21 protein-coding genes and 9 pseudogenes are annotated in these 25,224 nt (G+C 60.1%); 17 read left to right on the top strand and 13 right to left on the bottom strand.

What is annotated here, in order from left to right:
* From LG661_RS16490 to LG661_RS25450, 5 genes and pseudogenes are all read right to left on the bottom strand, one after another.
* Positions 1–1,025 (bottom strand): TRAP transporter substrate-binding protein (locus tag LG661_RS16490; protein ID WP_230532968.1); only part of this gene is annotated, 1,025 nt, incomplete at its 3' end.
* Positions 1,026–1,036: 11 nt separating this feature from the next.
* Positions 1,037–1,234, bottom strand: a pseudogene (locus tag LG661_RS16485) (twin-arginine translocation signal domain-containing protein); the annotation flags it as partial.
* Between the two features lie 1,181 nt (positions 1,235–2,415).
* A pseudogene (locus tag LG661_RS25455) lies at positions 2,416–2,679 on the bottom strand (amidohydrolase); the annotation flags it as partial.
* A gap of 518 nt (positions 2,680–3,197) precedes the next feature.
* On the bottom strand, positions 3,198–3,737 hold the full coding sequence (locus tag LG661_RS16475; protein ID WP_230532966.1) for a GNAT family N-acetyltransferase: 540 nt from the start codon (positions 3,735–3,737) through the stop codon (positions 3,198–3,200).
* Between the two features lie 159 nt (positions 3,738–3,896).
* Positions 3,897–4,052, bottom strand: a complete 156-nt coding sequence (locus tag LG661_RS25450) for a DUF1127 domain-containing protein (RefSeq protein ID WP_407666733.1) — start codon at positions 4,050–4,052, stop codon at positions 3,897–3,899.
* Between the two features lie 527 nt (positions 4,053–4,579).
* On the opposite strand from LG661_RS25450, the gene LG661_RS16470 reads away from it, so the two are divergent.
* Complete coding sequence (locus tag LG661_RS16470) at positions 4,580–4,744, top strand: hypothetical protein (RefSeq protein WP_230532965.1); 165 nt, start codon at positions 4,580–4,582, stop codon at positions 4,742–4,744.
* An 86-nt stretch (positions 4,745–4,830) separates the two neighbouring features.
* Here the strand turns inward: LG661_RS16470 and LG661_RS16465 are convergent, their stop codons facing one another.
* A complete protein-coding gene (locus LG661_RS16465) occupies positions 4,831–5,844 on the bottom strand; it encodes a ketopantoate reductase family protein (protein ID WP_230532964.1) in 1,014 nt (337 codons plus the stop codon).
* Between the two features lie 229 nt (positions 5,845–6,073).
* Here LG661_RS16465 and LG661_RS16460 point away from each other — a divergent pair.
* Both LG661_RS16460 and LG661_RS16455 read left to right on the top strand, forming a co-directional pair.
* Positions 6,074–6,956 (top strand): annotated as a pseudogene (locus LG661_RS16460) (transposase); the annotation flags it as partial.
* A 92-nt stretch (positions 6,957–7,048) separates the two neighbouring features.
* Positions 7,049–7,276 (top strand): annotated as a pseudogene (locus LG661_RS16455) (transposase); the annotation flags it as partial.
* Here LG661_RS16455 and LG661_RS16450 read toward each other — a convergent pair.
* Both LG661_RS16450 and LG661_RS16445 read right to left on the bottom strand, forming a co-directional pair.
* Positions 7,264–7,551 (bottom strand): transposase, encoded by a 288-nt coding sequence (locus tag LG661_RS16450; RefSeq protein ID WP_322098886.1) that lies wholly within the window; start codon positions 7,549–7,551, stop codon positions 7,264–7,266. The pseudogene LG661_RS16455 and the gene LG661_RS16450 sit on opposite strands and share 13 nt — an antisense overlap.
* Before the next feature lie 234 nt (positions 7,552–7,785).
* A complete protein-coding gene (locus LG661_RS16445) occupies positions 7,786–8,433 on the bottom strand; it encodes a phosphatase PAP2 family protein (RefSeq protein WP_230532974.1) in 648 nt (215 codons plus the stop codon).
* Positions 8,434–8,830: 397 nt separating this feature from the next.
* On the opposite strand from LG661_RS16445, the gene LG661_RS16440 reads away from it, so the two are divergent.
* The gene (locus LG661_RS16440) at positions 8,831–9,226 is read left to right on the top strand and encodes a transposase (RefSeq protein WP_230532963.1); all 396 of its coding nucleotides are present in this window, start codon (positions 8,831–8,833) and stop codon (positions 9,224–9,226) included.
* A pseudogene (locus tag LG661_RS25445) lies at positions 9,135–9,524 on the top strand (transposase); the annotation flags it as partial. The gene LG661_RS16440 and the pseudogene LG661_RS25445, both read left to right, overlap by 92 nt.
* 63 nt (positions 9,525–9,587) lie before the next feature.
* Here LG661_RS25445 and LG661_RS16435 read toward each other — a convergent pair.
* A pseudogene (locus tag LG661_RS16435) lies at positions 9,588–11,287 on the bottom strand (IS1182 family transposase).
* Between the two features lie 125 nt (positions 11,288–11,412).
* Between LG661_RS16435 and LG661_RS16430 the strand changes: the two are divergent.
* A pseudogene (locus LG661_RS16430) lies at positions 11,413–12,464 on the top strand (IS3 family transposase).
* 390 nt (positions 12,465–12,854) lie between these two features.
* On the opposite strand, the gene LG661_RS16425 reads toward LG661_RS16430, so the two are convergent.
* The 4 genes from LG661_RS16425 to LG661_RS16410 all read right to left on the bottom strand — a co-directional run bounded on the left by LG661_RS16425 (position 12,855) and on the right by LG661_RS16410 (position 17,019).
* Positions 12,855–13,490: an Isoquinoline 1-oxidoreductase subunit gene (locus LG661_RS16425; protein WP_407666732.1), complete on the bottom strand. Its 636-nt coding sequence runs from the start codon at positions 13,488–13,490 to the stop codon at positions 12,855–12,857.
* A gap of 16 nt (positions 13,491–13,506) precedes the next feature.
* The gene (locus tag LG661_RS16420) at positions 13,507–15,654 is read right to left on the bottom strand and encodes a xanthine dehydrogenase family protein molybdopterin-binding subunit (RefSeq protein WP_230532961.1); all 2,148 of its coding nucleotides are present in this window, start codon (positions 15,652–15,654) and stop codon (positions 13,507–13,509) included.
* Positions 15,655–15,657: 3 nt separating this feature from the next.
* On the bottom strand, positions 15,658–16,116 hold the full coding sequence (locus tag LG661_RS16415; protein WP_230532960.1) for a (2Fe-2S)-binding protein: 459 nt from the start codon (positions 16,114–16,116) through the stop codon (positions 15,658–15,660).
* Positions 16,117–16,422: 306 nt separating this feature from the next.
* The gene (locus tag LG661_RS16410; RefSeq protein ID WP_322098885.1) at positions 16,423–17,019 is read right to left on the bottom strand and encodes an OsmC family protein; all 597 of its coding nucleotides are present in this window, start codon (positions 17,017–17,019) and stop codon (positions 16,423–16,425) included.
* A 91-nt stretch (positions 17,020–17,110) separates the two neighbouring features.
* Here LG661_RS16410 and LG661_RS25140 point away from each other — a divergent pair, with 91 nt between their 5' ends.
* The 11 genes and pseudogenes from LG661_RS25140 to pcaD all read left to right on the top strand — a co-directional run bounded on the left by LG661_RS25140 (position 17,111) and on the right by pcaD (position 25,219).
* Positions 17,111–17,236: a helix-turn-helix domain-containing protein gene (locus tag LG661_RS25140; RefSeq protein ID WP_268995477.1), complete on the top strand. Its 126-nt coding sequence runs from the start codon at positions 17,111–17,113 to the stop codon at positions 17,234–17,236.
* Positions 17,237–17,403: 167 nt separating this feature from the next.
* A pseudogene (locus LG661_RS16400) lies at positions 17,404–18,220 on the top strand (IS5 family transposase).
* Between the two features lie 71 nt (positions 18,221–18,291).
* Positions 18,292–18,477, top strand: a complete 186-nt coding sequence (locus tag LG661_RS16395) for a type 2 periplasmic-binding domain-containing protein (protein WP_230532959.1) — start codon at positions 18,292–18,294, stop codon at positions 18,475–18,477.
* A gap of 127 nt (positions 18,478–18,604) precedes the next feature.
* Positions 18,605–19,725, top strand: a pseudogene (locus LG661_RS16390) (alkene reductase).
* A gap of 53 nt (positions 19,726–19,778) precedes the next feature.
* A complete protein-coding gene (locus tag LG661_RS16385; protein WP_230532958.1) occupies positions 19,779–21,167 on the top strand; it encodes an NAD-dependent succinate-semialdehyde dehydrogenase in 1,389 nt (462 codons plus the stop codon).
* A gap of 299 nt (positions 21,168–21,466) precedes the next feature.
* Positions 21,467–22,225, top strand: coding sequence for a DMT family transporter (locus LG661_RS16380; protein WP_322098884.1), 759 nt, complete (start codon positions 21,467–21,469; stop codon positions 22,223–22,225).
* Positions 22,226–22,444: 219 nt separating this feature from the next.
* Complete coding sequence (locus LG661_RS16375) at positions 22,445–22,654, top strand: hypothetical protein (protein WP_230532957.1); 210 nt, start codon at positions 22,445–22,447, stop codon at positions 22,652–22,654.
* 21 nt (positions 22,655–22,675) lie between these two features.
* Complete coding sequence (locus tag LG661_RS16370) at positions 22,676–23,263, top strand: transposase (protein WP_268995478.1); 588 nt, start codon at positions 22,676–22,678, stop codon at positions 23,261–23,263.
* A gap of 6 nt (positions 23,264–23,269) precedes the next feature.
* A complete protein-coding gene (locus LG661_RS16365) occupies positions 23,270–23,710 on the top strand; it encodes a hypothetical protein (protein ID WP_230532955.1) in 441 nt (146 codons plus the stop codon).
* Positions 23,711–23,841: 131 nt separating this feature from the next.
* Entirely contained in the window at positions 23,842–24,180 is a 339-nt protein-coding gene (locus tag LG661_RS16360) for a hypothetical protein (protein WP_230532954.1), read from the top strand.
* Between the two features lie 232 nt (positions 24,181–24,412).
* A complete protein-coding gene (gene pcaD / locus LG661_RS16355; RefSeq protein ID WP_230532953.1) occupies positions 24,413–25,219 on the top strand; it encodes a 3-oxoadipate enol-lactonase in 807 nt (268 codons plus the stop codon).
* Positions 25,220–25,224 lie beyond the last annotated feature (5 nt).

The raw sequence follows: 25,224 nt of genomic DNA, 5'->3' as shown, positions 1-25,224 counted from the left end.
CCGCGGGTGCGGATCATGAAGGTATCGAAGGCGTATTCGTTGAGCTGCCACCAGGGCAGGACTTCGGCCCGGTAGGCCACCATCGAGTCGTAGCCCTTCTTGAAGTCCGGGCTCTTGGCCGAGAGCTCGCCGTAGAGCTCGTTTGCCGCCTTGAGCGAGGCCTCCATGATCGGCTGCGAGAAGGTGCGAAGCTCCGCGCCGTTGGCCACCATGCGCCGCAGGGCGTTGCCGTTCACTGCGTCGTACTTCGCCAGCATCCAGCTGTTGGCGGCCTCCGCAGCATTGGACATGATGGCCTGATAGTGCTTCGGCAGCTCGTTCCATTTCTGCTGGTTGATGACGAGGTGGAGCATCGCGCCGCCCTCCCACCAGCCAGGAGCGTAGTAGTATTTGGCGACCTTCAGGAAGCCGAGCTTCTCGTCGTCATAGGGGCCGACGAACTCGGCCGCATCCAGGGTGCCGCGCTCCAGCGCCGGATAGACGTCGCCGGGGGCGACCTGCTGCGGAACGACGCCGAGCTTCGCCAGCACCACGCCACCGAGACCGCCGATGCGGAACTTGAGGCCTTTCAGGTCCTCGATGGTATTGATCTCCTTGCGGAAGAAGCCGCCCATCTGGGTTCCGGAATTGCCGCAGGCGAGCGAGGTGGCGTTGAAGCGCGAGAGAACGTCGTTGACGACCTCCTTGCCGCCGGCGAAGTGCCACCAGGAATGCTGCTGGCGCGCATTGAGGCCGAAGGGGATGCCCGTGCCGAGAGCCAGGGCCGGCTCCTTGCCGAAGTAGAAATAGACTGGGGTGTGGGCGCATTCGACCGCGCCGTTCTGCACCGCATCGAGGGCCTGCAGGCCGCCGACGATCTCGCCGGGGGAGAAGACCTGGATCTGGAACTTGTTGTCGGTGGCCTCCGCCAGGTACTTGGAGAAGGTCTGGGCGGTGCCGAAGATCGTGTCAAGCGACTTCGGGAAGCTCGAAGTCAGGCGCCAGCGGATCTCCGGCATGCTCTGGGCGATGGCCGGAGCCGCCACCGTGCCGGNATCTGGAACTTGTTGTCGGTGGCCTCCGCCAGGTACTTGGAGAAGGTCTGGGCGGTGCCGAAGATCGTGTCAAGCGACTTCGGGAAGCTCGAAGTCAGGCGCCAGCGGATCTCCGGCATGCTCTGGGCGATGGCCGGAGCCGCCACCGTGCCGGCCGCCGCGGCCAGGCCCGCACCTTTGAGAAAGTTTCTTCTCTTCATCGTCGTCATAGGCGTTTCCCCGAAAAACATTTCGTTGCAGTCTCAGTGAAGCACAACAACCCGGTCGGTGGCTATGAAGCTTTCTNGCCGCCGCGGCCAGGCCCGCACCTTTGAGAAAGTTTCTTCTCTTCACTGCGTTCATTTGAGAGATCTCCATTCGCCTGCTGCGCGATAGGCACTCGTGCGCCGTTCCGGAGCTATTGCTCATGTCTAGGTGCTAAGCTTGGATTTCAATGAAAGCAGCGTTCGGTTACAGGTGTAACTTATGCAGCCATGGGAGGCTTTAGGACCATCTCTTATGGATGCCCTCCTCAAGTGGTACTTCAAGGCCTCCACTTCGGCACAGCGAGGACGTTGGAGGGCACCTCCCCCATCAATGACAGCGACGTTCGAGATGCGGATGATTCCACCGGTGTTTGGTTGGTGCATCTCGCGTCCAACAACCAGGCGGAATACGGCTGTGAGGCGCGACGCGAGCGGTATCGGCTCCCACGCAGTCTTGGTGACCTGCCGTGGCCTGCGTGAGCGACGGAGTGCCTGGCCCAATCGGCAGCGCATCTCCCCAGAACATGAACGTCTCGGCGCCACCTTCGAGAATGAGGCCTGTGTGGTCCGTGGTATGCTTCGGGAGTGATACCGCTGTGATGCCAACCCGGATGGTTCCGGGTTTGAGTGGACGAGTGCGAACGCTGCCGGCGCGAAGAATTCTACCCGGCAGGGCGAATGTTGCGCGCCGAGTAGACATTGCAACTCAGGCGACATCGCTTGTACAAATAGCCAGCTCAGCTGTGGCAACCCTCCACCTCCGCTCTCGGAAAATACGCATTGGCGCGGTCAATCAAGCTAAAGCACCGTCGTAGTGCGGATTGGCTCGAACAACCGTCTCTAGGCCCAGCATGATCTGAGGGGCCGTCGTGGCAGGATCAGCCGCACGCCAAGGAAAACCCGCTTGACCCTGTCTCCCCGCAACCGTGATGCGCAACTCGTCTGCACTCGCATTAGCGGCCCCGGCCCGATATCCGATCCGGCCACTCGGAAGTGCGGATGTGACATGTAGGCAGAATATTGCATCAGCCTTGGGTCTTGCAGCACGCCATCTTCGATCATTGCCTTAGCGCCCCAGCTATTTCCGGTAGAGGCTGCATAGAGACTAGGCCCCTCCTCCGCAGGTTGAGAGATGCATGCATGACATCGACCTCACGCCCGAGGTATCTCCCCTTCGTCTTGGAGGCGAACGGCAGCCCCTCGGGCTCCTTGACCGGCAGCGCGTCCATGTCAGCCCTCAGCGCCACAACAGGGCCGGGCTTCGCCCCTACGAGCACGGCAACCACTCCGGCGCGCACGAGCCCGGCCTTCACGTCGAGCCCGATCTGCGAGAGATGTTCCGCCACAAGGCCTGCTGTTCGGAACTCCTGCCCACCGAGTTCTGAGTGCTGATGGATATCGCCGCCATGCGATCAGCTTATCCTCGATCTACGCCGCGCGGGAGCGGACTTGCTGCTCGAGATCGGGTTGGGAGTCTGAGCCTGCGATGAGGAGATTGCTAGCGCTGTAAAGATCACCTGTGATGCATGACACGCAAATGACCTAAGAGGATGTAGCATGGCTCTGGCTTCCCTGTCCGGGGACAACGTGCCAAAAGCCGAAAGATGCGGATAGGGGGACTGGGCTACACTTGTAATCGACGGCTGCAAGCATTCGAAACGCGGCCTTCACCCAAACGCCAGCAATACGATCAGAGAGCATGCACTCGGGATCGCGATAGCCTATCGGAAAGCCCATATACCAGGCACCTCCAACAGGATGATCTCTGCCGTGGACCGCCGGCTTTCCTAAGTTTCTTACGGTGGCGCATCATCGCTGGATTCTATCCAGCCGTAGCCCAGGCAAAGCATGTTTCGAAGCGGCAACAGAAACAGTCGCTGGCTCGGTGCCTACATAACAGCAGGCTGATAGGCAAGATCTAGCTAAATTTCTTGTACATCTTCACTACACCATAGGTCGTATCTCCAGTGTGCAGTTTGAAACCGGTTTGGAACGCAAGGTGGATAAGTGCCACATTTTCCGCGAGCACTGATCCAAACATCTCTTCGACACCCCTCCGGCGCGCCGAAATCTCTAGCCGGTGCAACAGAAGGGTTCCAATGCCCTTGCGCCGCCACCGGTCAGCAACTGCTATTGCGATCTCCGCTGGGCTGTCCTCTTCTTCACGCGCAAATCGAGCCTCTCCAATAATGATCACACCTGATTCATCGACTGCTTTAGCGACGAGCGCGACATGCTTGTTGTGATCCACATTCGTGAGCGCCCTAAGAAGAGTCTCCGGTATCTCGGTTAGGGTGCTGTGAAAGCGGTTGCGCCGCGAGTCCCCCGACAAGATGCGGACAAACAGCCGAAATTCGTCAGCATCCTGTGGAATAACTGGCCGAATCAGAATGCGGCTCCGACCCGGAATCTCTACACGCTCGAGGAACGCAGTTGGGTAGTGAGGTACGTAAGTCATCCACTATGTCCTGCAAGTAACAGAGTCTGACTGTGCACGGGTGGGTAAAGCTCACCCACCTAGGTGGTGTGACCGCTTCTGGTTCAGATTCGTCAAACGGCCCGTGCTTGGCTGCGTTCGTCGGCGAAGGGCATTAAGCTGCAGATAGCATATCGCTGACTACAAACGGCCGCTGCCCTTCCCATAACGGACCATGCACTCGATTTCCTCGCGCGTTAGCCCGATATCTTTTAGCATGTGATCACTAGAACGTCGTAGTTCTTTGATCGCCCTCCGGGATCGCAGTTCAGCTACAAGACTTTTGACGAGTGACATCAGAGAAAGAGGTGAGCTTTTTGGAACTGGCTCTTCAAGGCGCGCGGCTTCGCGCGACTGGCTATGTATTAAAAACCCAATCATAAGCTTATCTCCTAAGTAAGCACAGGCTTAAGGTCCGCACTCGCAGAGTTACGGCTAAACACTTCCAATTCGAGTGGATTTGTTGCATCCGACGATTATGTAGGAATGTTCAATGCAGGACCTTGGTTACCACTGAAACGAGGCATAGGCTGGCTTGGATGCTTGGAATTCGAGTTGCTGACGCATATCAGGTGGCTTTTAGACCGCTCCATCTTTCCAGCGGGACTGGCGTTCAACCGCTGAGCGGACGATCCAGGCTTTTGCAGGTGCCATCGGAACTGACCACCTTTCGAAAGTAGCTGTGTCTGGTTGAAAGCGGCGAAGTGCCCTCTTTCGGACAAAACTCCTTACCGGGATACCGGAGCGAGCCAACGTTGCTAGGCTTCAGACCCATCAACATGAGCTGAGATGTGATTCACAGCCTCCCATCGAGGAGGCTGTGAATGAATGATCCGTTGCTGCTGCGCGAACGTCAGATGGCGCGTATCTCACCGTACTTCCCTTTCGCGCAGCATGGTGCCCTACGGGCGGATGATCGGCGCGTGGTCAGCGGGACCGTGTACCTGCACACCTTGTTGCCATGCCCGAATTACGTGACGAAACCATGAGATGGCCGGTCGGGCCATCTGCTGCCCCACTTTAGTTCCCATGACGGAGTCAGCAATCTCTATTGCGGGGCTGATCACGAACGATCTCATGCGACCCTGGAGTGGTCAGCTGCCTGGCTCGCGAACCGCGCTAGATCGGTCATTGCCTGTGTCACCGGCATCGAGATGCCGCGGAGACTTGCCAGTTCAATCACCGCATCGCAGATGGACGATAGCTCGAGTGGCGACCCCCGCTCTAGATCCTGAAGCATGGATGTCTCCACGTCGCCCATATTCCGCGCCGACGTCATTATCGTATCCGGGTCAATCTCAAGATGCGCTTCGTAAGCAGCTACGACGAGCAGCACCTCGTAGAGCATTTGACGGCTGATATTAGCGAGGTAACCGTTGCTGAAGTTCTCACGCAGCGTTACACGGGTGATTGCTGACACCGGATTTGAAATCAGATTCCGCGCGACTTTCGTCCAGATCGCATCCCGGATGCGTGATGTCACGCGTGTTTCGATACCGGATCGTACTAGTATCTCAGCTAGATTCTTCACCCTGGCCGAGATATGACCATCGAGTTCGCCAATCGTCATTTGTAGAGGGTTGAACGTTCTCGCGACCCCAGGCTGCAAGCGCTCGGCAGTTATAGTGGTTGTCACACCTACAATCTGTGTCGACTGGAGCCGCTCCTTGAGCACACCATCCGGATCGACAGACTTGATCTGGCGGCCATTCCAGCCGCCGGTAACTCCATCAAAATACCACCATGGTATTCCGTTGATGACGGGTACGATCAATGTGTTAGGGCCAATAATCGGTTGTACGGCAGCCGCGAGTGCCGGCATATCTTGAGACTTTGGACAAAGAAAAAGGATATCTTGAGCGGGAAAATCCGATGCGGTGCCGACCTCAATCCGCAATTGGTGGTCGCCTTCTCGATCCACCAGGCGAATTCCATTTTGCCGAATGGACGTAAGACTACTGCCGCGAGCAATGACGGAAACGCGATAGCCGCCGATTAGCAGTCGCGCAGCAAGTGTCAGCCCGATGGCGCCAGGACCGGCAACACATATTCGGGCATTAACAGACGGCTCTGCATTGGGGCTGATCATGCTCACTCCTGTGCCACTACTCAGGACGCTATTTGTCCGCGGCTCTCGCTTTATTTCAGTCGCTCAAAAATTTGCTACACTTGTCATAGAGCTTCCCTGCTTACCCCGGGTTGTACGATTACAGGCTCACAGTTCACTTGTGGCTTTGAAGCTCGCTGTGCCTGAGCTACGACAGTATCGTGTTGAGAGGTAACGACGGTGAAGTAAAAGTGACAGCGGTCCAAGGGGCGGCAGTTCACTGCCGGCCCTGGAGGACCGGAGGCCTTGCCCGAAGCGGGTCTGGAACCGCATTGCCGATACCATGCGCCAGCGGATCATTCAGCTGGCGCTGGACGAGCCGGAGCTGTCGCCACGGGAGCTGGCGGTACGCTTTGCCGATCAGCACGGCTACTTTGTCTCCGAGGCTTCCGTCTACCGGCTGCTCAAGGCGCAGGACCTGATCGCCAGCCGGGCCTTCATCGTGATGAAGGCCTCTGACGCGTTCAAGGACAAGACCACCGCGCCCAGCCAACTCTGGCAGACCGACTTCACGTACCTGAAGGTGATCGGCTGAGGCTGGTTCTATCTCTCGACCGTGCTCGATGACTTCGCACGCTGCATCCTCACTTGGAAGCTGTGCACCACCATGAAGGCAGACGACGTCACCGACGCCGTGGAACTGGCGCTTCGAGCCTCTGGCCTTGAGCAAGTTGAGGTGCTGCACCGGCCTCGGCTGCTGCTGGACAACCGCTCGAGCTACATCTCGTCCGACATGGCCACCTGGCTGGAGGGTCAGGACATGAGAGATGTGTGCGTGGGGCACCGTATTATCCTATGATGCAGGGCAAGATCGAAGGCTGGCACCAAGGCTCAAGAACCGCACCCTGCTGGAGAACTACTTCCTGTCCGGCCATCTGGTGGCGCAGATCGAACCGTTTGTCGCGCATTACACTCATCAACGCGACCACGAGAGCCTGAGCAACCTGACACCCGCTGACGTTTACTATGGACGCGGTGAGGTCATTCTGAAGGGGCGCGACAGGATCAAACGACAGACCATCCAAAGCCGCCGCGTGCAGCACCAGATGCAGGCCGCCCAATCTACAACCCAGATGGACCAGAGCCGCTCTTAGATTAGACCGCCTGCTGTCCAGGTACGTTAAGGCGGGCGAAAACGCAGGCCATCGGACCCTCGCGCGGCGGCCAGACCACAACGATCTATGTCGTGACGGACCTTCTCGGGCGGCCGGCCATTCTGCGGCTGACGGTAGGCAACGTCGCCGACGTCAACATGGCCGAACCGCTCTTGGGCGCGGGTGGTCGGGTGGGCCGCCTGATCGCTGACAAGGGCTACGACGCCAACGCGTTGCGCAAGCGCCTGAATGCCGAAGGCGCCGAGGCCACTATTCCAGGGCGCTGGCACCGAAAGGTGCCGATCGACTATGACGAAGTTCCGTTACAAAGGCCGCTGGCGCATCGAGGCAGCCTTCTGCAGGCTGAAGAACTTCCGCCGTGTCGCCACTTGCCGTCGCCAAATCGTAAGAAGCCCGCGATTGCCCCCCAACGCCGCGCGACAGCCGAGATGTTGGCGCCAGGCTCCACGCTTACCGCAACTATCCGCGCCTTTTCCGACGGCGTCCAGCAGCGCCGTTGACGCCGACACGTGACCACCTCTACTCGGCGATAATTTTTGTCTTGAAGTCTGGCATCAGCGTCATCCCAGTCCATCCACCCGCGCTCCTCGCCAATCAGGCGGCAAGTCACGCCAGCGCATAGCCCCTCGGCAAGATGGAGTGCTCGTGATGCTCACGCTATACCTCATCCAGCACAGCCGACATGACAGCCGGTGACGTCCGGAAGGCCACCAATGTCGGCGAAGGCATCAACAGCGGTAATGGCGAACGGAATTGGACGTCTTCGGCTTCAAGCGCCACGCGCGATCGCGGTGAGCAAAGTACAGCATTACATGTCGCGCGTGCCGTCATCAAGAAAACGGGAGAGCAGCAGAACTGACGCTAATGCTGCCAAGCCGCCCACCACCCATCCCGCCAGGACATCGCTTAACCAATGCCGCTCGATGACAACTCGCGACAGACTTACGAGAAGCGCCACAGGCAAAGCGATGAGTCGCCTTCCGGGGACGCGTGAAGCGATACACAAACAGATGGCTGCGATCATTGCCGCTTGAGCCGATGGAAGAGATTCATAGACATAGGATCCCGCGAATGGCTTGAACAAAAGAGGATCCCACTCCGCACTGATTTGGGGACGTGCACGGCCGATCGGCACCTTGCCGAGGAAAGTTAGAAGAAGCGCCAGGGTCGCGCTGATCAGACAAAGACCAGTGACCATGCCCGGTTTGGTCAACCCACGCCTCCCTGAGATCAAGATTATCATCACAAGTGCACATGCCATGAGCGGCAGGACAAGCACTGGCTCGGTCGCTCCTGAAAGGACCGCGAAAGGCGCCTTCGCCTCGTCTGGAAATTTGCGAACGAGAACCGCTACGTGCTTGTCGAAGGGGATGGCAAAGAAGAAGGACAAAGCAGCACTGCCCGCGGCCACCAAGCTGCTCAAATAGATGCTGCGCCACGGGTGTTTTGGGATCATGATAACCAACCAGTCCTTGTTGGCGTTGGCATTGTCGCAGAAGTTTCATGGCGTCAGCCGCGCCGATCTGCAGCGGCCAATGCCATTCCCCGCTTAAGTCCGGAATGCTATCCGACTGCGTCAGCTCGCCCCCATCCTGTTACAAATGAAATTCTACCGTTGCTGGCGTTAAACATTGATCTCTTTAAAGGAACGAGTGTCTGCGATGGCACAAAGGTCTCCGGTCAAGTTCGAGCGCCTGCAGAAACGTAACCCGAGGATGTCTACCAAACTCGCGGCTATTCAATCCAGATCGCATACTATGCCGTGTGGACGGATTGGGCCGAGCAACGGGTGAGTGGATTCCCGAATTAGGCTGTCGGTGATTCATGGCAGGTCGGCTTCAGGAGGCTCGACCATGCTGACGGGAATGACCGAGGACGATTGGGCAACGGCGCTGCGGGTGTTTGCTGCCTCATGCTCCCGGCGCGGCGCCAAAGGCCGCAACGACCGCCGCTTCCTGGAGGCGCTGCACGACTTCACGGTTCACAACATCACCTGGCGGACCCTGCCTGAGTGTTTCGGAAACTGGAACTCGGTCTGGAAACGCTTCTGGCGCTTGAGCCGGGCGGGCGTGTACGAGGCCTTCTTCGAGGCCCTGGCGGCACTGAGCGAGACCGCTCACCTGGTGCAGATGTTCGACGCCACCATCGTGCACGCCCATGTCTCGGCGGCAGGGGCAAATGGGGGCAGAGCCGGCAGGCACTCGGCCGCTCCCAGGTGGGTTCTCGACCAAGATCCACCTCAAGACTGACTGGGCTGGCGATCCGCTCGGCTTTCACCTGGCTGGTGGTGAGGCCAGCGACAGCCCGCACTTCGAGACGCTGCTCGATCTTGGCCCTGACATCACGCCGCGGGTAGCTGTGGGCGACAAGGGCTATGACGCCAAGGCCAACCGGCAGGCCGCCCGCTCCCGCGGCATCTGTCCGGCCATTCCGTACCGCAAGACGACCAACAACAAGCCAACGTTCTTCCCCAAGGCGCTCTACCGCGGGCGGGCTCGTATTGAGCAGACAATGGGAAAGCTCAAGCGCTTCAAGCGCGGTGCTTTACGCTGCGAGAGGACGGACGAGAACTATGGACTTGCTTCGGGAAAGATACTGCTGGCGAATGCCTCATGCACCTGCTGGAAGTGCCATGAGGGTGACAAAGGCGGATTGACGCGTTCGTGCGAGCGGTGTGCCCGCGAACCAAGCACCAAGCCGAATGAGGTTCATGGCGGCAGCCGTCAGCACATGCTGGAGATGCGTCTTGGCAAGCCCGATGTAGCGCGAGCGTCGCAGGTGCAGAGCTCGGACCCCGGCCGAGATCGTTCCCTCGATGCCGGCGCGCTGCTGGTACTCTCTGGCGAAGGCAGGCTGCGCCTCGCGTTCGCAAGCCGCCTCCAGTGTCTCGTGTTCCTCCTGAGGGCGCAGCGTGAGAAGCCGCCGGCCGCTCCGGGTACACTGTGCCTTCAACGGACAGGGGCGACAGTGGGTCGTCGAGAAGCGCACCTTGAAGGCAGTCCGTTCCTGCCAGTAATCCGGAAGCCAGCTCCTACTCTCGTGCCGGCCGGACAGATCGCGACTTGCCGATCCCAATCGAAGATGAAGTCCTGCAAGGTGAAGGCATCACCGGATTGGGTCTGCCATTGATAGTTCTGGGGAGCCGGCCCCAGGAGCGTGGCTCCATAGTTCCGGCGACTGGCGACGAGTTGATCGGCCGCGACATAACCAGCATCGACGAGGTGAGTGTCGGGAAGCAGACCCTTGGCCTTGAGCCCATCATGAATGGTGTCGAGGGCGTCGCGATCCACGACCGGCGCCGGCGTGATCTCCACGTGCGTGATCAGGTGCGGGCCGCTCTCGTCGCAAGCCTCGGTTAGATGAACCTTGTATCCAATCCAGGTTGTCGTCCCCTTCTTGGCATAATGGACCTCTGGATCGTAGGGTGATCCGGCCATCAGCAGGGAGGGTGGAAATCCCTCCTGGTCGGTCCGCCACTGCACCTGGGGAGTGGCCTCGGAGAATGCGCCGACCCCAGGGTCTACAGTTTGAGCTTGGTCAGTAAGACAGAAATTCTGCACCCAAGCCTGCCGCAGCAACTCAACAGCCGGGACCTCGCGCAACCATGCTGGTGCGTCAGGGGCTGTGATCGCCACGAGCAACTGATGACCATCGCGCCCGATCTGCTCGGCATGGGAGCGCCGCTTCACCTCGCCCTGCGGCACGTCATAATCGCCAGCCCGTCGGCCATAGCGCCCCAGCCAGACCGGATCGGCATGGACGCGCAGCCACTCAGGGGCTGCGGACGCCAAGGCATTCAGGGTGGCGCGCAGAGTCTCAGTCACGCATTCAAGGCGGTTCAGGGAGCGGACGGCTCCGAGCACATGCGTGGAGCCGGTGCGCTGCCGGCCACGGACGCTCACCAGCTTCTGCTCACGGCAGAGCACCAGGAGGGTGTCGAGCAGCTGTTCTTCCGCGCCTCCGGCGACGAGACGGCTGCGGAATTCGCTCAGAACCGAAGCGTCAAAGCCAGGATCGGTCAGCTCCAGTCCCAGGAGGTATTTGCAATCGATGCGGCTGCGGACAGCATCGGCTGCCCGTCGGTCGGAGAGGTTCTCGGCGAACTGAAGCAAGCTCACCAGCGCCAGTCGCCACGGGCATTCGGCCGGCTGTCCGCATGGGGCGAAGAGGGACGCGAACTGGGCGTCGCAGAAGATCATCCCAAGGTGATCACGCAAGCGCAGATTGGGACTGCCATGCGGGAACGCGGCACGGGCGACGGCTGCCGTTGCGACCGGAACATCACGGTACGGGGTCGGGCGGAGCGACATGAGGACCCCCGGGTTGGTGGTACTGCCCCCCAAACCCAGAACGCTGATCCGTGCCTCAAGGGCTCGGCCCATTCGCCAGCAGTATTGGGAAAATGGAGAGCACTTTATGACCCGGGAGGATCTCCATGCCCCATACACGGTTTACGAAGGAGTTTCAGGACGAGGCCGTGCGTCTTGCTCTGACGAGCGGCCGCAGCCGGCGTGAAGTCGCCGCGGATCTCGGGGTTGGCCTGTCCACCCTGCGGCACTGGATCGACCGCCGCCGGGAGCGCGAGATCCTCAAAAGGGCCACGGCTTTTTTCGCCAAGGAGGGAAGTCGATGAAATTCCAGTTCATCGATGCGGCGAAAGAGGACTTCCCCGTCACACGCCTGTGTCAGGTCGTCGAAGCGAGCCAAAGCGGCTACTTCGCTTGGAGAAGCCGTCCGGCCAGCCCACGCCAACGGGAGGACCTGGTCCTGCTGGCCCATATCCGCTCGGCCTTTGCCCGCTCGCATGGGACCTACGGCAGCCCCCGCGTCACCCGCGAACTGCAGGACGAGGGCCTGGAGGTGGGACGCCGCCGGACCGCCCGGTTGATGCGGGAGAACGGCTTGAAAGCCCGGCAGAAGCGCCGCTTCAAGCGCACCACCGACAGCCATCATGCCTTCCCGGTCGCGCCCAATCTGCTCGATCAGGACTTCTCCGCCGATTGTCCCAATCAGAAGTGGGCCGCGAACATCTCGTACGTATGGACAAACGAGGGTTGGCTCTATCTGGCCGTGGTCCTGGATCTGTTTGCTCGGCGGGTGGTCGGGTGGGCGGTCAGCGACCGCCTGCACCAGGAGTTCGCGTTGGAGGCGCTACGCAAGGCTGTGGCGCTCCGACAGCCATCGCCGGGCCTGATCCATCACGCGGACCGTGACAGTCAATACTGCTCAGCGGTCTATCAGGCGGAACTGAGGAAACATGGCATCCGGATCTCGATGTCCGGGAAAGGCAATTGCTTCGACAATGCAGTGGTCGAGACCTTCTTCAAGACCTTGGAATCCGAACTGGTCTGGCGCACCGTCTTCCAGACGCGGGCCAAGGCCAAGCAGGCGATTGGTCGCTATATCGACGGCTTCTACAATCCCGTGCGGCGTCACTCGACGCTCGACTATGTCAGTCCCGTTCAGTTCGAAAGACTGACCGGATAGCTGACAAACCGCTCTCCACTAAACCGAAGCAATTCCATTCCACCGCTGATAAGATAAAGTGGAGAGATCGGCTGGTGCCGCCGCCGCTCCGGGCCCCCATTGACCAAAATTCGAGGTAGACATTTTCTCAAATGTCGGTCGTCTGATCCGGCACCGAAGATTGCCAAAGTACTCGATCTTATGCGACCATCCACGGCAAACACTTGATGTCAGCACTGCCGTCTTGAGTGGGCTTAAACAGTTGAGGCACCTGTCGACGCGACGAGACAGGGTGGATAAGCATGTTCCCTGTCTTCAATACGTCTCTGCGCCTTGTGCGGGCATTCTGCCATTCTGGTCGGTTGCGGAAGGCCTTGCGCTAATCTTCGTGGCGGGCGCCGATCAACTTAGCTAGCGCGGGCATACTGCTCCCGTTTCTACCCAGGCTTTGATAAGCTTTCCAAATTCTTCCTGCGTGCCAGGTGCCGGCTCACGTCCGGCGCCAGGATTCCACCCCCAGCCCACAAGTTCGTCATGTGCCATGTGTTCGACGAGTTCGTCTATCGTCATGTTGCCGTTGCGGTCGGGGTCCTTGATCTGCTGGCAGATTTGGCCAAGGCTCTTGCCCTCCCAAGCCATCTCGATCGGAGCAAGATGCCAGGCGGGGTGGCCCGGGATGCTCTTGATCGTCTCGGCCTGGCCCACGACGGATATGTTTTCCGCGCTGTGGCACGTTGTGCAATGCATGCCCGGCAGGCCCATGCCCCCATTGCCGCGGAAGACAGGCGGCTGATGGGGTTGCATGTTGGCACCTTGTAGCGGCCGGTCAGTGGCAGGATGACAATTGACGCAACGCGGGTGCTGGATGACCTTGCCGGCCTCCTGGAATAGCGCCAAGGAACGTTCCTCCTCGTTCTCTATCGACTTGAAAGCGGCAGCAGGTCTGAGCGATTGTTCCTCCTGGGCATGCGACCATGGAACCAAGGACATGGCAGCGACCACGAGAAAACAGGCCGGGAAGGCGAGTAGCCAGGTTTTCGAGTTCATCAGGTCGTCCTCATGCCTAGACAATATTGACGATCGGAAGCTGTCGAACGGGTGTTCCGGTCAGGCTCCGCCAGGCATTGGCCACCGCTGGACCGATAGGAGGGACACCCGGCTCGCCAACCCCGGTCGGACGCTCGGACGACTTGATGATCTCCACGGCCACCTCTGGCATCTCATTGATGCGGATCGACCGGTAGTCGTGGAAGTTCGACTGGACAATCTTGCCGCCCGTTCCCAACGTCACCGCATCAAAGAGGACGGCTCCGAGGCCGTAGCCAATGCCGCCCTCCATCTGGGCCTTTATGACGTTCGGATTGATCGCCAGGCCGCAGTCTACGGCGCACCACACCTTGTGGACGCGCGGTATGCCCTCCGGATCGACAGAAACTTCGACCACTTGCGCGACATAGCTGTGGAAGCTTTCCACCACCGCGACACCGCGCGCTCTTCCTTCCGGCACGGCACTACCCCAGTCCGCCATCTCAGCGGCCTTTCTTAAGACACCGGTATGTCTCGGTCTTCCCGAGAGAAGCCCCAGTCGGCCTTCCACTGGATCCCGGCCGATTTTCACTAGGAGCTCATCAACGAAGGTCTCGACCGCAAAGCCGGTGTGCGTATGGCCGACCGATCGCCACCAGAGCGGCGGGACCACGAGCTCGACGTTGTGCGACGTCACCTTCAGGTTCGGAATGGCATAAGGCAGATTCGACGCGCCTTCCACCGAGGTCTCATCGAGGTCGACCTTGCCAAGGATCGACTGGCCAACGATGATTTGTTCCCAGGCGGTGATCTCTCCCTTCTGGTTGATCGCCCCGCGCAACTTGTGAGCGTACATCGGGCGGTAGAAGCCGCCGCGAATATCGTCCTCCCGCGTCCACATGTGTTTCAGCGGACGGGAGCCACCACTTGCCGCATAAACCGCGGCGGCCTCCTGCATGTAGGGAGAACCGAACTGTGCCTTGCGGCCGAAAGCGCCGCCGGTCATCTGGGTATTGAGGCGTACCTGCGATTGTTGCATTCCTAGGATTTCTGCCGCAACCTGTCGGTCCATGGCCGGGAACTGGGCCCCCGTATAGATGTCCAGCGAACCGTCTGGTGCCATTACGAAGACCGCGTCGAGTGACTCCATCGGCGCATGGGCGAGGAAAGGGAAGATGATTTCCGCCTCGACGGTTTGCACGCCGGGCGCATCGAAGGCTCCATCGACATTGCCGTTGTTGGTAGCCACGATGCCTGGCTCGTCGAAATGTCTCACGTAATCGGCGGCGATCTCTTCCGACGACCGGGTCTCGGCCCCCGAGAGGTCCCATTCAATGTGCAGCGCATCCCGACCCTTCAATCCCGCGAAGGTATTATCTGCATAGACCGCAATGCCGGAAGCCACCTGTTTTACATCGACAACGCCTTGGACTTTTCGGGCTTCACCATCATCGAAGTGCTTCACGGTGGCGCCGCAATGCTCGGGATGGGCAACCACTGCGATCAGCGCATTGTCCGGCATGACATCCAGCGTAAAGACAGCCGTACCATCGATCTTGCTCCGCGTATCAAGTTTCGGCAGATCGGTACCGATCAGGATGAAATCCTCCGGGGCCTTGAGTTTCGGCTCGGCTGGTGGGTTCTGCAGAGCAGCCCTTTCCGCGAAGGCGCCAAATCCGCTTTCCTTGCCGGTCGCAGCGTGCCTGATACGACCCTTTTTGATCGTGATCTCTGAGACAGGCACCTGCCATTCCTTGGCCGCGGCGGCAATCAGCATTGCGCGTGCGGTCGCACCAGCGATCCGGATCTGGTCAAAGGAATTGGCAATCGAGGTGGATCCCCCGGTGCCTTGGATGCCATATGCCAAGTTGGCATAGAGGTCGTTGTCGGCCGGGGCATGCACCGCGCGCATTTGACTCCAATCGGCATCCATCTCTTCCGCCACGAGTGTCGCCAGCCCGGTGAACGGGCCCTGGCCCATCTCAATATGCTTCGACAAGATGGTAACGGTATCGTCGGTTCCGATCTTCACGAAGGTATTCATAGGCACGAGCTCCGGGCCGCCGCCGGCCGGAACCCCCGTTGGGGCAGCCTTGAGCAGCTTGGGTGCCATTGCAATACCAATAACTAGCCCTGACCCGGCGATAAAGCCGCGGCGTGTGATGTCGATGTCCTGGATAGCCATGGCTCAACCCTCCATCGAATTAGCTGCCGCGTGAATAGCCGCGCGGATGCGATGATAGGTGGCGCATCGACAGATATTTCCTGTCATTGCGCTGTTGATGTCGTCATCGGTGGGCTTGGGGACCATCTGCAGCAAGGCGACCGCCGACATGATCTGCCCTGACTGGCAGTAGCCGCACTGGGGAACGTCGATGGCCGCCCATGCCGTCTTTATTGCTTCGGCCTCCTTGCCGCTGATGCCTTCGATGGTAACCACGTCCGAACCCTCGATCATGGAGATCGGGGTCACGCAGGATCGACGCGGCATGCCGTCCAGATGGATAGTGCAGGCTCCGCATTGCGCGATGCCGCAGCCGTACTTCGTGCCCGTCAGCTTCTCGAAATCCCGGATGACCCAGAGAAGCGGAGTGTCGGGATCCCCGTTAAACGTGCGCTCTGTTCCGTTGAGAGTAAAGGTCACCATGTCTACGCTCCATCAAATGGGCCGCCTGACCGGCGCACTGCCCGGTCATCAGGTTTTTGAGAGTGTGTGACGCCGGCCGAGCCGTCTAATCATCCGCTATCGCCTGAGCCCCCAAATTCGACGTGAAGAATTCGTTCATCATATAGATGTCATGCATGATGGACGGAAATTCTATGATCGAGAATACACGCGATCTAGATAGTGGCAAGTACAGGCATCATCGCTTCTTATTAGGACGCCAGTTTTGACTTGTCGTCTCTACCGTATTACTCCACCGGGGCCCAACCATTCCTAGCCCTTAGCAGGCTAGAGAATGTCGAGGCGCCCGTTCATGGAAATTGGGTGAGCCATGTTGAAGTAGTTGGGCGAGGTCCGCATAACGGCCTCGTGAATTGTAGCAAATTGTTGAGGCGTACCATCGCCAGCTATCCGGACTGTATAGTCAAGGCTCTGGTATCCAGCAGGAACATCGTCGCTAAGTCCTAGAAATCCTCGCAGGTCGAGCGTCCCATGCATTTCGATCTCCAGGGTCGAAAGGCTAACACCCATTAGCGCGGCATTTGCGACGTAGCCTACGGTCATGCAAGCATTGACGGACGCCATCAGGAGCTCTTGCGGATTGGGTGCCGAATTTCCGCCGAGCAGTTCCAGCGGCTCATCGGACTCGATCTCGAACCGGCGCTCGATGACTTGATCGCCCAGCTCATACGCATTGACGGTCGACCGGCTGCGGGTTCCTCCGTCCCAGAGGGTGCGGATATGGAATCGCGCCGTACCTTTTGCGGGATCGGCTGCGATGACTGCCGCCGTATCGCGAAGGGCCAAGACGTCGAGGCCATTGAGAGGATCATTTGCCATGGTTGCCTCATCTGGATTGCTATGGACAAAAACATAGCTATTCACAGTATTCGGCTCTATATGCCCATTGCGGTATGCAAAATAACGAACTTCGTGATGTACCAGTGGACTCCCAGGGACTTGAGGTTCCCTAAGCGTGCTGCGCACAGGCAGTCTCTCCGCGGCAGCCAAGCACCTCAAGCTGACGCCTATGTCCGCTACCAGACGGTTAGTGGGATTGGAGGAGGAACTGGGTGTCCGCCTGCTCTATCGGACATCCTGATCCTAAGCGCTTGCGCCCGAGGGCGAGGCACTCTGGCATCTTTGCAACTGCGATATGGACACGCAGGAAGCGGCGCGGCTGGATTATTTAGAGCCCTGTCCCGAAAGAGTTGAGCGGCTGGGGCGCTCGTGATTCCAAGGGGTTGTTCAGGCCATTTGGAGCGAGCGATGTGGACCCCAGCCACCCGCCGGCAGCATAGTCGCGCGGGACCTCGATACGAATCGGATTTGACGGTTGCGGAGCGGCGGCTGATGGCGCCGTTGCTGCCGGCGCCGAAGCGAACGGGCCGACCGCTCTCCTGGCCTCTTCGCGAGATCGAAAACGCGATCCTCTACGTTATGCGCGGAGGCATCGCCTGGAGGCTTCTGCCGAGTGACCTTCCAGCCAACGGCACCGCCTATCGCTGGTTTGCAACCTGGCGGGACGGAGGCGTGTTCGAGGTGCTGAACCATGCGTTGCTGATGATCGATCGCGAACGAAGTAGTTGGGCATCCTCCCCGAGCGTGCATCATCGACAGCCAGAGCTTGAAGACCAACGAAGCCTGCGGCTCGCGCGGCTACAACGCCGGCAAGAAGATCATGAGTCGCAAGCGCCACGCCCTCGTCGACACCGACAGGCGTGGCCTCGTCTTGTTCCCCCACCCGGCCAGCGCTCTGGATCGCGATGGGGCGAGTCCGCTGCTGGCGGCGTCGCGCCGCCCGTTTCCTTTTCTCGAGAGGGCCTTCGCCGACGCCAGGTACCAAGGCCCGCGCGTCGCGACCGCCACCCGCATCGCCGTCGAGATCGTCCGCCGCAAGCCTGAGCGGATCGGCTTCGCCGTCCAGCCATGCGATCAATCGTTTTCGAGCGCTTTCTTGCCTGGATTGACCGAAATCGGAGGCTCTGGGGCTTTGGAATGATGCAGAGGCTTCAATCGAATCAGCGACAGCCTTCCTCTACCCCCCGCCATGCTCCTCATCCGCCGCATCGCTCGCGCTGCATGACTTCCGAGACGGACTCTGAGGAGTTACGGCACCGACGACCCTCGGTCGAAAAAGGATGTCGAAAAAGGGTTATGCCGATCATCGAAGAACTGCTCGACGAAAATCTAAGGCTCCGGATCGAATTCGACCTGAACGACGCTACGGTCGACATAGTCGCGTCCGGTGCGGACCTTGCGATCAGAATTGCACTACTCAAAGACTCGGGTCTCATGGCGCGCCGGCTCGTCAAAAATCCGAAGTCTTCATCGCGCCGTTGAGGAAGGCCCCGATCAAACGGCTGTTGAGACCATCTTAACGATACGCGATATCAAGCTGCACGCTTGAAGTGTATAGTAAGATGAGAAGCTGCGATTTACATCCTGTCCATGACGAAACGAGGTTCACATGGCACAGGCAAACCTCTTTACACTGCTCCGGCTTGGAGCGCTTCCCCGTAAACACCGTTTGGTGATGACCCCGCTTACCCGCATGCGCGCCAAGCAGCCGGGCGACGTTCCGCATGAACTCAATGCCGAGTATTATGGACAGCGCGCCAGCGACGGCGGGCTCCAGATCAGCGAAGTGACCGACATCACGCCTCAGGCACATGGCTATCCTTGGGTGCCGGGTATCTATTCGGACGATCAGATTGCCGGTTGGCGCCTCGCGACAGATGCTGTCCACGCAAGAGGGGCTTCTTCTTCAATCAGATTTGGCATGTCGGCCACGTCTTGCATTCGACGATGCAGCCAGGAGGCGCGCTGCCGGTCGCGCCATCGGCGATCATAGTTGCCGGCGATCACATGGATGCACAGGGTAATGCGGTTCCATTCGAGACGCCGCGTGCGCTTGAGACCGAAGAGATTGGTGTGCTTGTCAGCGATTTCATTCAGGCCGCCCGCAACTCGCGCCGCGCTGGCTTTGATGGTGTCGAGATCCACGGTGCGAATGGCTATCTGCTGGACCAGTTCCTGCACGATGGCAGCAACCAGCGCACCGACGAATATAGCGGGTCGATCGAAAATCGTTCTCGCCTACTTCTTGAAGTCGTCGATGCTGTTGCAGCGGCTATCGGTGCAGATCGTGTGGGTGTTCGGCTGTCGCCATGGAGCGGCATTCTGGACAAGAAAGATTCCGCCGGCCTCGCACTTTGGGATCATGTGACTAGCGAGCTTGGCGCGCGGAACCTTGCGTACCTTCACCTCATCGAGCCGCACTCCGATTTTACCGACGACGAGAAGCCCCTCGACATGGAAGCACCAGATGTTGCGTCGCTGTTCAAGAAGGCTTTCGGCGGACCAATTATCTCAGCCGGCGGCTTTGTTCCGGAAACTTCAGCAGCGGCCGTAGCCTCCGGAAAGGCCGATGCCGCCGCTTTTGGCCGCGCGTTCATCGCAAACTCGGACTTTCCGGAGCATATCCGAAAAGGCGCTCCGCTGAACAAGCACAACCGGGCGACCTTCTATGGCGGCGGAGCAGAAGGATACACCGACTATCCGTCTCTCGTTGCAGCGCAGGCTGCCTGACTAATCGGGTGGACCGATGAGGCCCGGTCTCCCTCTCGCAATGGAGAATTCCTATGGCATACAAGAGCACTAATCCCGCAACCGGCGAAACCGTCGCAGAGTTCGCCAACCACTCTGATGAGGAGATCGACCACGCCCTCGCCGAGGCAGGCGCAGTCTACAAATCGGATTGGTCGCAAGGGCCGATCGAGCGGCGGCTTGAGGTCCTATCACGACTGGCGGACCTGATCGATAGCAGGTCGGAGGAGTTGGCGAGAGTGGCCGTTCGAGAGATGGGCAAGCGCATCTCCGAGGCACGATGGGAAGTCGGTGAAACCGCCAAGATCGCGCGCTACTTCGCCGACAACGCCGCAAGAATGCTTGCGCCGGAGAAGATAGAAACCGACCAAGGCGATGCCTGGATCGAGTTCCAGCCGATTGGCGTGGTCGTCGCGATCGAGCCATGGAATTTCCCTTTCTACCAACTGGTGCGCGTCGCCGGTCCTAGCATCGCGGCGGGCAACCCCGTTCTGGTCAAGCCGGCGGGCATCGTGCCGCAAAGCGCAAAGCTGTTCGAAGAGCTGATACTTGAGGCAGGCGCCCCCAAGGGCGCTTGGACGACGGTGTTTGCGAGTAAGGACCAGGTCACCAGCCTGCTGCAAGACGACCGCGTCCAAGGCGTGACGCTGACCGGTTCGGAGAAAGCCGGCAGCGTCGTCGCGGCCGAGGCCGGTCGCAATCTTAAGAAGTCGGTGCTCGAGCTTGGCGGCTCGGACGTATTCGCAGTGTTGGACGATGCCGATCTCGATCACGCAGTCGATGTCGGTGCGACTGCCCGGCTGTCGGTCGCTGGACAGGTCTGCACCGCGGCGAAGCGCTTCCTCGTCCACGAGAAGGTGGCAGATAGCTTCATTGAGAAGCTCGCGCAAAGGTTCGGTGCAATGCGGGTGGGTGATCCGATGGATGAGACCGTCGATCTTGGTCCCCTTTCCTCGGCGGCTGCGCGCGACGAGCTCGCCGAGCAAGTACGCAAGGCGGTCACGGCGGGTGCCCATGTCCGCCATGGCGGCAATCCCATCCAGGCCGGGGGAGCATATTTTGAGCCGACCATCCTGACCAACGTCACGCGGGATAATCCCGCGTACTTCGAGGAGTTTTTCGGTCCGGTCGCACAAATCCACATCGTGCGCGACGATGACGCGCTGGTCGAACTTGCAAACGATTCACCCTACGGCCTGGGCGGCTCGATCTTCTCGGCCGATATCGGCCGCGCAAAAGCGATCGCATCTCGCATCGAGACGGGCATGGTATGGATCAACGCGATGACCAGCGGCGGCCCGGAACTGCCCTTTGGCGGGGTCAAGCGATCAGGCTACGGCCGCGAGCTTGCTGAGGTCGGCATCAAGGAATTTGTCAACCAGAAGCTTGTGGTGGTGGCCCCTGTCGGGAGATTCCGTAACTAAGCCGCCCAACCTGGCATAGTGATCGCCGGCGCCGGCCCAGGAGCCCCATCTCCTGGGCGCGCCATCTTAAGCTGGCCAGCGATGCCGTATTCATAGTGGTACGCGACAACACTGCATTGGATGAGCTAGCACGCGAAGTTGGCCCGGTGGCCCGCGGTGATCATGGCGAAATGGATTTGGCTGCGCATCGCCTGACTAGCCAGCTCCGTGATGATTGGCCCAGTAAGCTGGATCTCCTGCGTACGCCGAAGGGTGGGAACGCCAACGAGATAGCCACATAGAGTTTTTGGAGACTATTGGTGAGCCTCGATCAGCGAAAACGGACAGGTTTCGCCTGCCTCGCCATTACCGCCGTTGGCTGGGCACTCAATTTTACGCTTATGAAGCTCCTGCTGCTCGAATGGCCTCCGCTCTTTTCGAGGGGTTTGGCAGGTCTCGTGGGGGCGGCTGCCCTTGCGCTGGTTGCGCTTCGGCTTGGAGAATCGCTCGTCCTTCCCCGCCGACTGAACGGCCGCATGTTAGCAGAGGCGTTCACCAACGTCTTCGCCTGGATGGGGTTTGCCACCTTGGCGCTGCGCTGGCTACCCGTCGGCCAGAGTTTACTGCTCCTCTACACGATGCCAATCTGGGCCACGTTGCTGGCATGGCCGATCAGTGGAACGAGACCATCCGGCAGGAGCGTGCTGTCACTAGCGCTAGGTCTTGTCGGCGTGTCATTGCTTCTCGGCAGCCAAGATGAGGCCTTTGACAGGGCGCAACTTTTGGGCTGTGCGCTTTCGCTCGGTGCGGCCATGCTGTTCGCGCTAGGGACCGTTCTGAACCGGACACCGACCGAAATGCCTTTTGTAGCGCGGACGGCATGGCAGGTTGGGCTGGGGTGTCTGCCGCTAACCATATTGGGCCTGCTCTTTGAGCGCCCTCACTTCAGCGCGCTCTCTCTATTCGGCTTCGGAATAATGGTTTATATGGCTATCGTCGCGATGGCCCTGTGCTACATTACTTGGTTTAGCGCGCTTCGCCGCCTACCAACGCAGCTGTGTTGCTCGGCGAGCCGTTAGGGCTTCGAGAGATCATGGCGATGATACTGACGCTTAGCGGCGTCGCAATCGCAATGCGCTCCCCCTCAAGCACCCCGAAGCCGCAAGAGCGGTGATCTGACTCCGGCACCTTCTAAGCTCGACTTTGGCCATTTCTGACGGCTGAGTGTGGGGCAAACCGAGCGGCGGCGAAGCGGACGATGCAGTAGGCTAACGGAGTTTCCGCCAAGAGACGCCGCCATGCCAAACCTGCCCGCCCGCTTCGCCATAATCATTGTAGCGTTTGCTCCGCTCTTTCGCCACCAGACCTGGCGCCATGCCGAGATCCTGCTCGTCGGGGCCATCCTGGCGCCCGGCAAGCGCACCGTGACCAGCATTCTGCGCATCATCGGCCTCAGCCGCGAACATCACTTCGTCAACTATCATCGCGTGCTCAGCCGGGTTCGCTAGAGCGGACGCAAGGCGGCCCGGCTGTTGCTGGGCCTGCTGATCCATGCCTTTGCACCGACGGGTCCGGTGATCCTTGGTGTGGATGACACCATCGAGCGCCGCCGCGGCAAGCGCATCACAGCCAAGGGCATCTACCGCGACCCGGTGCGCTCCTCCGATGCTCACTTCGTCAAGGCTTCAGGCCTACGCTGGATCAGCCTGATGCTCCTGGCGCCCATCCCGTGGGCCGCCCGCACCTGGGCCCTGCCATTCCTGACCGCCTTGGCGCCCTCCGAGCGGTACTGTCGTGAGCGTGGGCGACGGCACAAGAAGCTGACCGACTGGGCGCGTCAGATGATGCTGCAGGTGCGGCGTTGGCTGCCCGAGCGCGAGCTGGTGTTGGCTGCTCTCTATGAGCCAGCCCCGCCACGCCGTCCGGGGACAAACGGCCGTCCCCGCACCAAAGGAGCGCGCCTGCCGAACCTGTCTGATGTGCTGGTGCGCACGAGCACCCGCTGGCGAAGGGTTACGGTGCCAAGGTGGTATGGCGAAGGAGATCGCGTGGTTGAGTTCTGCTCGGCCCCCGCCGTGTGGCGCCATGGCGGAAAGCCGGTCGTGCCGATCCGGTAGGTGCTGTTGCGCGATCCCCTCGGCCGCTTCTCCCCCCAGGCCCTGCTGTGCACCGATCCCGCGCGCGATCCTCTGCAGATCATCCGCTGGTTCATCCTGCGCTGGCAGGTCGAGGTCACGTTCCAGGAGGCCCGCGCTCATCTGGGAGTGGAGACCCAACGGCAATGGTCCGATCATGCCGTGGCTCGCACCAACCCATGCTTGTTCGGGCTGTTCTCAATCGTAACCCTGCTGGCAGGCCAACTTGGTCAGCGTGCCCGCACAGCTGTTTGGAGCGACAGCTGGTACCGCAAGTCCCGCCCAACCTTCGCGGATGGGCTGGCAGCCGTGCGGCGGCAGATTGGGCGGGAAACCGGTTTACTCACATCCCGGCACCGACACAAAACGCCAAAACCCTCACAGGCCCTTCAGCGAGGCTTGATTTACGCACTCTGTCATGCCGCGTGATTGGCCAAAGTCGAGATAATGAGACATTCCGAATTCTCAAAGTGGAGTAACCCAGAAGGCGCTTGTCGAACTGGATCCACTGAGACGATGGGCGCCTGTCCGCGTTGTCTCTGCGAAGTGAGGCTGCCGCCATGGTCAAGGTCCTAATCCGGTTCGGCGACGAGCCGGGCGGCTCAGTGACACTGTTCGACACGAAAGAAGGTGCCGAGGAGGCGCAACGCCGGGCGCTGAGTTGGATCCAGGAGAAGCTGCCCGATCTAGTTGCCGGCGAGCCCGAGATGTTGAACGGCAAGATCCTTGCCGCTTTCACCCACAGGGCGGGGTCGGACGGCAGGCGACCGGCGTTTGAGCCAGCTTGGGTGGGCCTCGGGCGGCCCACCCAAGCTGCGACGCATCAGAGACGGGTTCTCTTTATCCGGTATCATTCAGTTCTGCGGGCACTGGTGCAAACCGCGTTCGATTCACGATGAAGGCCCACAGCAGGATGCGCCGGGAGGTAACCGGACCTGACTCCGATCACGCCCAACAACCGGAGGCGACGACGGCGGTGGCGTCGGTCCGGCAGACAATGGTCTTGCCGGACCCTTGAGCCGTTTCTAGAAACGATGATCAAGCGCAGACACGAAGCCGCGCTCTCTTCACCACTCGAAGCAGCACATCAGCCTGACGGTTCGCTTCGAAATCATCAGGCGGTTCAGGGATATGCCGTTCATCACGATTAATGGAGCAAGCTTTCACGTCCAGGTCGATGGCTCCGACGAATGTCCTGCCCTCCTCCTGTCGAACTCCCTCAGCTCCGATCTCACCATGTGGGACGATCAGGTTATGGTCTGGTCGAAGCGGTTCCGGGTCATCCGGTACGATCAGCGCGGACATGGCCGCAGCGCCGTCCCGGAAGGCCCGTACTCGATAGACCAGCTCGGTCGAGACGCCGTCGGAGTTCTTGATGCTCTAGGCATCGAGAAGGCCCATTGGTGCGGGCTGTCGCTCGGCGGAATGGTCGGGATGTGGATGCTGACCTACGCCTCAGATCGGATCGAGCGGGCCGTCCTCGCCAACACGGCCGCCCATATGGGCCCGCCCGAGCTGTGGAACGGGCGGATCGAGACGGCCCGTCGCGGCGGAATGGAGGCGCTGGTCGAGCCGACGATCGAGCGGTGGTTTCCCGAGCACTTCCGCATATCCGCACCGGATACGATGGAGCGCATGCGGGCCATGATCCTGCGCACGCCTGTCGCCGGCTACCAGGGGTGCTGTGCCGCCATCCGCGACATGGACCAACGGGAGTCGATCCGCGGCGTCTCCCGTCCGGTCCTGGTCATCATCGGAGCCCGCGACCCGGCCACCAAGCCTGCGGACGGCGAATTGATCGCATCATCCATCGCCGGCGCGCAAAAGCTGACGCTCGATGCCGCCCACATCTCGAACATCGAGCAGCCCGACGCATTCGCATCCGCCGTGCTGGATTTTCTCTCGCAGCCGACGGATCGAGACCGGCCGACCCTGTGATATCG

Origin of the sequence: Microvirga roseola (assembly GCF_020866965.1) — a bacterium.
Lineage (GTDB): Bacteria > Pseudomonadota > Alphaproteobacteria > Rhizobiales > Beijerinckiaceae > Microvirga > Microvirga roseola.
The sequence above is the reverse complement of the archived record's forward strand: the minus strand, read 5'-3'. Positions and strand labels throughout refer to the sequence as shown.